Consider the following 7906-nt stretch of genomic DNA (forward strand, 5'->3'; position numbering starts at 1 on the left):
CCGTCTGGATCAATCCGCCCAACAACAAGCTCCAACTCCAAGCTTAATCTATCGCTCCGGCTGTCTCACATTCGTTGACACGCTCCGGCCGATGCTAGCGCTGAAAATATCTCTGAAGCCACTCCTTTAAGTTGACATGCTGGCAGCATAAGCTCCTCAACGTTCCCAAGTCGGTGCAGCCGAACATGAAGGCCGACCTGCGCGAGGTGCGGGACGCGCCGGACAGGGCGAGTGCCGAGGCCGCCGTTGCGGTCTTCGCCGAGAAATACGGCGCTAAATACCCCAAAGCGGCGGGGGATGTCCCGGCCGCTGTTGAAACGCTGAAGGGGCGGCGTTGCCCGCCTTGAGCCGGTAGGCTCGGGGTGTCGAATCCACTTCGGAGAGCAACGCGATGAAGTGAGATATCACATCGACGACGGTGCCGGTCAGCGGGGCTGTAGAGGAAGCGTTCGCAGACGTTCAACGGAGCTTCGAGCGGCTGTGCCTTGCGGCCGAGATGGAAGCGCTGGGCGCGATGATGGAGGCCATGTCGAAGCGGCCTGCGGTCCGCGCCATGGCCGGGGCGACGAGCGCGAGGCGTACCGCTGGGGCAGGACGCGCGGGCGGATTGGGTTCCACGGCGGCAAGTTGGTGGTCGAACGCCCCCGCGTTCGAAGCGTTGGCCGAGAGGTTCCGATCCCGAACTGGGATCGGGCGATATCGGAGGACTGGCTTGGCCGATGGGCGATGAACCTGATGCTAATCAACGTTTCGACGCGGCGGTTCGCACGGGCCGTGCGGCTGCCGGAGGGCGACGTGCCGGCGGGTCCTGGCAGCGGAGTATCGAAATCGGCAACAAAGTTTTGATGCCGGCCCGGTTCACCTCGTCGAACTTCATGCCCGCTTCCGAAGTGCCTATCTGCCTGAGGCCAGACTTGATGCCGTGGTCGGGGGGCAAGAATTCGGCTACACCAGTTAGGTCGCCTCGAGACACGAGGCGGTGCGCGACATTGTCGATTCGGAGGTAAGCTTGAGCCGCCTCGTAGTCGTATCCAACAGGGTACCCGTTCCCGGCCGCGGGCCGGCCGCTGGGGGACTGGCTCCCGCGGTCAGCTCCGCTTTGCGGGAATCGGGAGGGCTATGGTTCGGCTGGAGCGGGCAAATCGTCCAGGATTCGATCAAGCCGACCGATATTCGTGAAGTAGACAGGATTACCTATGCCACGGTCGACCTGAGCGAGAAGAGCCACAAGGGGTTCTACGAAGGCTACGCGAACCAGACGTTGTGGCCGCTGTTCCACAACCGGCTAGATCTTGCCGTCTTCGACCGAAGCGTTTTCGACCGGTACACTGCCGTCAACGAGTTCTTTGCTGATCGCTTGGTGCCGCTCCTTCAGGATGAAGATCTCGTCTGGGTGCACGACTACCATCTGATTCCCCTTGGTGAGGAACTGCGGCGAAGAGGCTGCAACCCGCGTATTGGCTTCTTCCTGCACACGCCGTTCCCGGCCCCCGAAATTCTCACGACCCTCTTCAACCATAAGCGCTTGGTTCGCTCGCTCTTCGCCTATGACCTCATCGGATTCCAAACTCATACGGACGTGAGATCGTTCAGCAACTACGTTGTGCAGGAGCTCCGGGGAGGACTCGCGCACAAGTATGGAGACCTAAGCGCGTACGGTGAAACGACGAGAGCTGGCGTATATCCGATCAGCATTGATCCGGACGCCTTCAAAGCGCTGGCGGCCTCACCATCGGCACGCCGGTATCGCGAACAGGTGAAAGCGAGTTTGGCTGGTCGATCGCTGATACTGAGCGTCGACCGCTTGGACTACACGAAGGGACTTCCGGAACGACTGGCCGCAGTCGAGCAGCTCTTCGAGAGGTTCCCGGAGCACTGCAATTGCGTCACCTTTATGCAGATCGCATCGCCTTCCCGGTCTAATGTACCGCAGTACAAGCACATACGGCGGAAGCTGGAGGGGGCGGTGGGACGCATCAACGGGAGATTCCGGTTTGATTGTTTTTCAAACTCTCGACGGCTGGCGAAGGAAAGTGCGTGGTCGGTCAATCGGTTAATCAACTGACTGGTTCCGCGACGGACGAACGTTCTCCTGGGAAGGGGTCTATTTGCCGTCTACTCTAGACCCGTCCAGGATCGACAAGGGTCATCGATGCCGGCTGCATTTCGGCTGTAGAAACAGCCGAGCACCGGCCCAGCCGCGAGGCCGACATGACCGCTGCTGCCACGGGACCTTGATCATCTGCACTCACTAATCTCTTCTGCCTAAATTTCGGTGGGGAGGACCTATGGAAACCGAGCGTCGGAAATACCTGAACCCGTTCGCGATTGAGCGAGTTGATGAATACCGGCATCGCTATTTCCGACGTTGGCAAATGCTGACTGTCACGCTCGACGACTACGACATGGTACGATCCTTCGGGAGCCTTCGACGCGACATCGGCAGCGGTGAACCCCTCAGTAAAGCGGACGAGGAGTTGATCAAATCAGCCTATGAGGACTACGGCGCCTTCTCCTTGGACGAACGCAAGCGTCTCGATATGATCCAATTGCAGGGGGTCAGTCCATCAGAGATGAAGAGCGCACGCCGTCTGACGGGGACCGGGAGGATAGAGGAAAAGCGCAGCATCCGCGCCTTCTCCGCGGAGATGCCTGATGGCAGGCCCCAGTCCGACTACGACCGTAGCTTCGACAGGATCGATATCGGCCTCCGGGCTACGAACAACCAAGATCACATCGGATCCCTATTCGTTTGGACTACAGACATGCCCAGTTGGGGGCGCGTGCCGCGCGATCGAAACGAAGATTACCTGACCGCCGATATCGCCGTTCGAGAGGATCTGCTAGAAAACCTGTTCTCCGAAATCGCCGAGTGCGACCCGCGCCCGCCACTCACCATCAATCTTGAAGCGCTCCTCTACCAAGACGAGGTCGAGGCATCTCTCTCTGAGTTGTGGCACCCACAGCAATTCGCGATGCTCCACGATAAGTTCGCCCACGTCCTCCTTTCACATGTTGGATTTGCTGTTCCGAACCAAGCGCACGCGCCAGAAATCACCACCTGCGGACGCGAAGCAAATGACGCTCTAAACGGTCACGTCCCACCCCCGACATCTCCACTTTCGGATCCACCGAATCCATTGGGCAAATATCTCCAACGGATCACGATCGCCATCTGGGTGCTCGCCGCGACTGTCTTTATCGTAACAATCTTACGCTGACCGCGAGCGCAGGTCATTGGTTTGCGCAGGGTTTGAAGGATCTTGTCATGACACAAATCTGTGCCGTGGCGCGGCGCCACGCCAGTGCCGCCTCGACGACCGCTATCCGGTCCCGACTGGAGGCGCTCGGCAAGTCGCGGGAGATCGACATCATGATGTCCATGGCGGCCGTCACGCCGTGAGCATGAAACCCTGGAACCGCCCCGTTACTCCGACATACGCCGTGAGGGGACCAAGAGGGGAGCCGGGCGAACCGTGAGGCAGGGGCCTATACGTTCTTCGGATCTTACCCGGTTAGCCTGAATGCCTGAATCTGAATGACCTGAATCTACTTTGGGTGAACCCAGCGTCGCCGGCGGGGCGTCTGGATGTGCACCCCTGGGGCGATCTCTCATTCGGGGGTGGGCGTACCAGAGTTCACCCCAACATCCCTTGCACCCCCTGATCAATAGGCCGATATGCCCAGAAGACACCGGCAAGAAGGGGCGTTCCGTGGAAAAGACTGTAGCAACGAAGGAGGTGAAAGAGAACCTCCGCGTCAATGAGAAAAAATGGGGCAAGACCCTTATGGCTGCCGGATGGAATGTCATTCCGAGCATCATCATCGAAAAACAGCAAGCTCTCGGGCTCGATGCCATCGACATGAACATCATTGTCCACCTCTCTCATTATTGGTGGGAGGCAGAGAACCTTCCGCACCCGACCGTGGCGACAATTGCTGGGGCGATCGGCGTGAAGCCGCGCACTGTGCAGAAACGCATCAAGCAGCTTGCAGAGCTCAATCTCCTCGAACGTATCGAACGGCGTCACACGAAAAGCGGAAGCGCGCCGAACCTCTATAGCTTTGAGGGGCTGATCAAGGCTGCGGAGCCCTTTGCGGAAGAGAAGATCGCTGCGGTGAAGAAGGCCCAGGAAGAGAGGCGGGGGAGAATCTCTCGCAAGAAGCCCAGGCTCGTGGTCAGCAATGACGAAAGTGGCTCTGCCACCTAACCGGCGCCCTAAGCGTGTCATCCAAATCAAGGTGAAATTTAATGACCGAAGGCCAGAACCGGGCCCCGGCCCAGTACTGGCCGCGCCTCGAAATTGACGGAGAGCACATCAGCCTCCTCCACCTTGAGCCGTTTCAGGTGGACTGCAACGTGCACAAACTCCAGAGGATTCTGAGGATCGATGTCCGATTCTCGAACCATTGCTTCACAGACCACTTCGATGCGGGAACCCACGATTCCTCTTGGAAGATCATGGATCACACGGCAACGAGAGTGTTCTGCCGGTCTCGATATCGGCTGTCAGCACACCTGCCGAGAATGGTGAGGTCTTTACCCACCGCGGCCGTCTGGCAGACTCGGCAAGAGCGCAACTATGTTCATTTCATACAGATTGAGGACGAGGCGGGAGACAGATACCCGATGTTTTTCACGTTGAAGAAGGTGAAAGGCGCGCCACACCAGCTCGCAATGATGGTTGAGAGTGCATATGCAGTGGCTAAAGACGCCATGGACGAGACGATCAGGACCTCGAACAAGGTATCGTTCCCGGTCCTTTGCGGGAAGGTCTTTCAGGGGCAGCCTCTGCGATTCAACGCTCGACGCTAAAAATGGAAAAGCCTCCCGAAGGAGGCTTTCACTCGCCAGACACTTGGTTATCTCGCGTTACGCGTGGACTGCCGGAGCAGCGGCGAAAGGTTGTTTCAGGCGATCTGACCTTTCTCGAAGGCGACGTGCCTTCTGACAAAGACAATATTCATTTAGCCGATTGGTTGCAAGGTCTGCCCGGGTGAACCGGGAATGCGTGTGATAAGGACAGTTTGCGGAGGCTATCCAGAAAGCCATTGGGACGATCGCCTATCAAGCTGCCTCGTATGGCAGCGGGGCGCCGGCGTCGGCACGAGCCCGCAACTCCGATTCGACCGTCGCCGCAATCTGCCTCACCCGCAGGTCTATCGCATCATCATCGAGGCCGGCCGCCGCGAGTTTCAGGCGCAGGCTATCGAGCGTCGATCGCCAGAACCGCCGGCCCATTGTTGGCGTCTGCCATTCGAGGGTTTGGACCATCCGCAGCACCAGCCGCCGGTCCTCGTCCATTGGGAAAGCCACGATCCTGCCCATCGCTCTATCGTCCTCTACGAAGTGATGATCGATCATCAACCGGCCGTGCCCGTCGAGATGCCATCTGGCGTATCGATCCTGTCGCCAATCTCAATGAGGAGGCGTTCAGCCCACCCCGCATTAGGATCGCTGAAATCTGAATGCGCCTCTACGATCACTTCCAGCTCTTTGAGCATCCGCCCAAGCTCATCATCAGAAGCGTGCGGAATGTAGCGCCCCACCTGAGCAAGCCAGCCGCCGAGATTTTGAGATCCTCGCCGGATTTCCCGATCTAGGAAGTCGGCGTTTTGCAAAAATGACGCAGTTTCTTCTGCATATGGTTCTCCGTTTGACACGATATGCTTCATATGCTTGCCCCCACCAACCATTTGATTTTTATGGGCCGTCTTCTGAAAATCTGGCGGTGATTTTGGCCGATTTTGGCGGTGATCTCCCTCTGTTTCACCGACAGATTTGTCGGTCGTGCTCTCGTCATAAGCCACTCGGTAGACCCGTTGCCGCCGGTCATCCTCGCGGGCGGACGACTTCACATAGCCGCAAATTTTCAGATGACTGATTGAACGTTCAGCCGCCCGAATTGCACAGCGCGCCTCACCCGCCAGTGTTCCGACTGAGGCGAAGCAGCCTCGCCCGTTGCGCCCGAGCCTGTCGTGCGAGGCGATAGCCATAAGCACCCGGAAATCGCAGGCTGAAAGTCGAGTGTCTGCCATTGCCGCAGGAGGCAAGCCGATGAAGACAGTGTTGTTTTTCATGCCGCATCGCCCCCTTGCTCGGCAGCGCTTTGCGTTGCCCGCCGCCTCAACTCCAGCTTTACGACGAGCGCCAGGGCGCCAATCTCTCCGTCGATCGTTTCGACATTAAGCCCGATATCAGCCATCTGCCGTTCAAGGCGGACGACGACCCTTTGCCAAGCCATTAGGGCCGACTTCTCCGACCGTGCCGCGGCTATGCCTGCCGCCGCGCTCTGCACCAGCGCAACCCGCGCTGCACACGGGAACGGGACAACCTGCGCGCTCTCAACCATCTGCAACCTCCCTCTTTAGCCTCACACCGGCGCCGCCCCCATTGGCCGCGATAAATTCGACGCCGGCCGCCTCAAGCGCCCGCTGCACCGCCTCGACATTATCCGCAGCGCTGCGCCCCGGCCCAAGCCGTTCCATTCGCTTGATCGTCGGAAGCGATACCCCCGCCAACTCGGCGAGCCTCGACTGCGACATATCCACCAGAGCCCGCCCCGCCCTGATCTGGCTTGAAGTCATCACCTCATTTCACCCCTTAGTGATCCCTTTTAGACATTGTATGACCCTAAAGGGTTTACATTTGGTCTCTTGTATAATACATAATGGGTCACACACGATCCAGCAAGGGAGACAGACCGAATGTTCGACCGACGCGCCATTATGCGGGATGCCTGCGCTATCTGAATAGTTGTCCCGACCAAGAGACAGCATTCCAGAAGCCCGTCGCCCCAAGCGGCGGGTTTCGAGTATGTGGGACATGGTTCAGGCCGCCTTCCTCGCTTCGAGGAAGAAACCGCGCAGGGCGCTGCGTTCAGCCACCCACCGCCCACCGACCTTTTTCGCCGGGATCTCCCGACCTTCAAGAAGCGTGAACGCGCGCCGCGTCGAGACGCCAAGCGCGCCGCCAATCGCCTCCGCACCCCACAGCAAGTCTAGGCTTCGATTGTCCTGCATATATTGCTCATATCACGGATATTGCGTAATCATCCGTAACGACTTGCGGTCGTTTGCGCCATCTCGTAATGGACGAAATCGCGCCATATCTGGAACAATGGTGAATAGCCGTAACAAAGGGGTTGGGCATGTTTCCGCTTTCACTCGAATGGAGCCGCTGCCCTGACGGCATCGAGATCGTGGATCGCGGAGAGACGGTCGAAACAAACTTCTTCGGAGAGAAGATCTCGGCCAGACCAAGGGAATGGCTACGAGGCCGCACCGATCGGCGAGCGCCGGTCTTGCTGGAATCGATCGATTTGGAAAACCCGCTGGCGCTTCAATACGTGAACACCAAGACGCCCGAGGCCCGCATAGCCTTCATGGAGCGCTATGGCTTTCTCGACGAGGGCATAGTCGGTGCTGATGGGATCGAGGAATGGCCCGTCGAATGGGTCGAGGACAGACACGAAGGCCTGTGCCACGCGCTAACGAAATCGTTCGGAAAATCCGTCGCCGAAAAGTCCACCGACCTGAACAATCTTCTCCAATCGGCGCCCCTGAAAACGTCGGTCGAATTTGCCGGTGACGGCAAAGGGCGCATGGTGTTCCACCCCAAAAGCTTGCTGCATCTAATGTGCCTCGAAGTGACGACGGCGGCCATCAATGACGTGGATCTGGCCCGCTGCGCCAACTGCAACGCCGCATTCTTTACCGGTCGGATGGCCCATCGTCGGATAGACGCAAAATTCTGTTCCGATCGCTGCCGAGTGGCCGCGATGCGCAAGCGTAATGCCGCCAAGGAAGACTGATTATCGAGCGGCGACTAGCCTGAGCGGTTCCGCGACAACTACGATAAGCGGTCGGTCTCCGGCTTTGTGAGGGCGTAGCCCGATCGAAGCCG

The 7906-nt window shown here is 58.6% G+C and carries 11 protein-coding genes and 2 pseudogenes; 8 read left to right on the forward strand and 5 right to left on the reverse strand.

Annotated features, from left to right (window positions below; genetic code table 11):
* Positions 1-137: 137 nt before the first annotated feature.
* The 7 genes and pseudogenes from VQ044_RS22945 to VQ044_RS22975 form a co-directional block, all read left to right on the forward strand.
* Positions 138-293: pseudogene (locus VQ044_RS22945) on the forward strand (IS256 family transposase); the annotation flags it as partial.
* Between the two features lie 110 nt (positions 294-403).
* Positions 404-834, forward strand: a pseudogene (locus VQ044_RS22950) (IS256 family transposase); the annotation flags it as partial.
* A 175-nt stretch (positions 835-1009) separates the two neighbouring features.
* Positions 1010-2065, forward strand: coding sequence for an alpha,alpha-trehalose-phosphate synthase (UDP-forming) (locus tag VQ044_RS22955; protein ID WP_327649858.1), 1056 nt, complete (start codon positions 1010-1012; stop codon positions 2063-2065).
* 223 nt (positions 2066-2288) lie between these two features.
* Positions 2289-3221 carry a hypothetical protein gene (locus VQ044_RS22960; RefSeq protein WP_327649860.1) on the forward strand — a complete coding sequence of 311 codons (933 nt, stop codon included), beginning with the start codon at positions 2289-2291 and terminating at the stop codon, positions 3219-3221.
* A gap of 47 nt (positions 3222-3268) precedes the next feature.
* Positions 3269-3403: a hypothetical protein gene (locus VQ044_RS22965; RefSeq protein WP_327649862.1), complete on the forward strand. Its 135-nt coding sequence runs from the start codon at positions 3269-3271 to the stop codon at positions 3401-3403.
* Between the two features lie 310 nt (positions 3404-3713).
* A complete protein-coding gene (locus VQ044_RS22970; RefSeq protein WP_327649864.1) occupies positions 3714-4211 on the forward strand; it encodes a helix-turn-helix domain-containing protein in 498 nt (165 codons plus the stop codon).
* Positions 4212-4252: 41 nt separating this feature from the next.
* Positions 4253-4816, forward strand: coding sequence for a hypothetical protein (locus tag VQ044_RS22975; protein WP_327649866.1), 564 nt, complete (start codon positions 4253-4255; stop codon positions 4814-4816).
* A gap of 252 nt (positions 4817-5068) precedes the next feature.
* On the opposite strand, the gene VQ044_RS22980 is transcribed toward VQ044_RS22975, so the two are convergent.
* The 5 genes from VQ044_RS22980 to VQ044_RS23000 all read right to left on the reverse strand — a co-directional run bounded on the left by VQ044_RS22980 (position 5069) and on the right by VQ044_RS23000 (position 7023).
* Positions 5069-5365, reverse strand: a complete 297-nt coding sequence (locus VQ044_RS22980; protein ID WP_331827797.1) for a DUF6074 family protein — start codon at positions 5363-5365, stop codon at positions 5069-5071.
* Positions 5365-6081 (reverse strand): helix-turn-helix domain-containing protein, encoded by a 717-nt coding sequence (locus VQ044_RS22985; RefSeq protein WP_327649868.1) that lies wholly within the window; start codon positions 6079-6081, stop codon positions 5365-5367. Before VQ044_RS22985 ends, VQ044_RS22980 begins: the two co-directional genes overlap by 1 nt.
* The gene (locus tag VQ044_RS22990; RefSeq protein ID WP_327649870.1) at positions 6078-6353 is read right to left on the reverse strand and encodes a DUF6074 family protein; all 276 of its coding nucleotides are present in this window, start codon (positions 6351-6353) and stop codon (positions 6078-6080) included. Before VQ044_RS22990 ends, VQ044_RS22985 begins: the two co-directional genes overlap by 4 nt.
* Complete coding sequence (locus VQ044_RS22995) at positions 6346-6588, reverse strand: helix-turn-helix transcriptional regulator (protein WP_327649876.1); 243 nt, start codon at positions 6586-6588, stop codon at positions 6346-6348. The genes VQ044_RS22990 and VQ044_RS22995 overlap by 8 nt, the downstream gene beginning before the upstream one ends.
* 243 nt (positions 6589-6831) lie before the next feature.
* Positions 6832-7023: a DNA-binding protein gene (locus VQ044_RS23000; protein ID WP_327649872.1), complete on the reverse strand. Its 192-nt coding sequence runs from the start codon at positions 7021-7023 to the stop codon at positions 6832-6834.
* 122 nt (positions 7024-7145) lie between these two features.
* Between VQ044_RS23000 and VQ044_RS23005 the strand changes: the two genes are divergently transcribed.
* A complete protein-coding gene (locus tag VQ044_RS23005; protein ID WP_327649874.1) occupies positions 7146-7814 on the forward strand; it encodes a hypothetical protein in 669 nt (222 codons plus the stop codon).
* The last annotated feature ends 92 nt before the right edge of the window (positions 7815-7906 follow it).

Origin of the sequence: Aurantimonas sp. C2-5-R2, assembly GCF_036549495.1 — a bacterium.
In the GTDB taxonomy this organism is placed as follows: domain Bacteria; phylum Pseudomonadota; class Alphaproteobacteria; order Rhizobiales; family Rhizobiaceae; genus Aurantimonas; species Aurantimonas coralicida_A.

What these genes read in the sequence shown, in the direction of transcription:
- VQ044_RS22960 (WP_327649860.1), top strand. Translation starts at nt 2,289, where the DNA reads ATGGAAACCGAGCGTCGGAAATACCTGAACCCGTTCGCGATTGAGCGA.
- VQ044_RS22965 (WP_327649862.1), top strand. Translation starts at nt 3,269, where the DNA reads ATGACACAAATCTGTGCCGTGGCGCGGCGCCACGCCAGTGCCGCCTCG.
- VQ044_RS22975 (WP_327649866.1), top strand. Translation starts at nt 4,253, where the DNA reads ATGACCGAAGGCCAGAACCGGGCCCCGGCCCAGTACTGGCCGCGCCTC.
- VQ044_RS22980 (WP_331827797.1), bottom strand. Translation starts at nt 5,365, where the DNA reads ATGATCGATCATCACTTCGTAGAGGACGATAGAGCGATGGGCAGGATC.
- VQ044_RS22985 (WP_327649868.1), bottom strand. Translation starts at nt 6,081, where the DNA reads ATGAAAAACAACACTGTCTTCATCGGCTTGCCTCCTGCGGCAATGGCA.
- VQ044_RS22990 (WP_327649870.1), bottom strand. Translation starts at nt 6,353, where the DNA reads ATGGTTGAGAGCGCGCAGGTTGTCCCGTTCCCGTGTGCAGCGCGGGTT.
- VQ044_RS22995 (WP_327649876.1), bottom strand. Translation starts at nt 6,588, where the DNA reads ATGACTTCAAGCCAGATCAGGGCGGGGCGGGCTCTGGTGGATATGTCG.
- VQ044_RS23000 (WP_327649872.1), bottom strand. Translation starts at nt 7,023, where the DNA reads ATGCAGGACAATCGAAGCCTAGACTTGCTGTGGGGTGCGGAGGCGATT.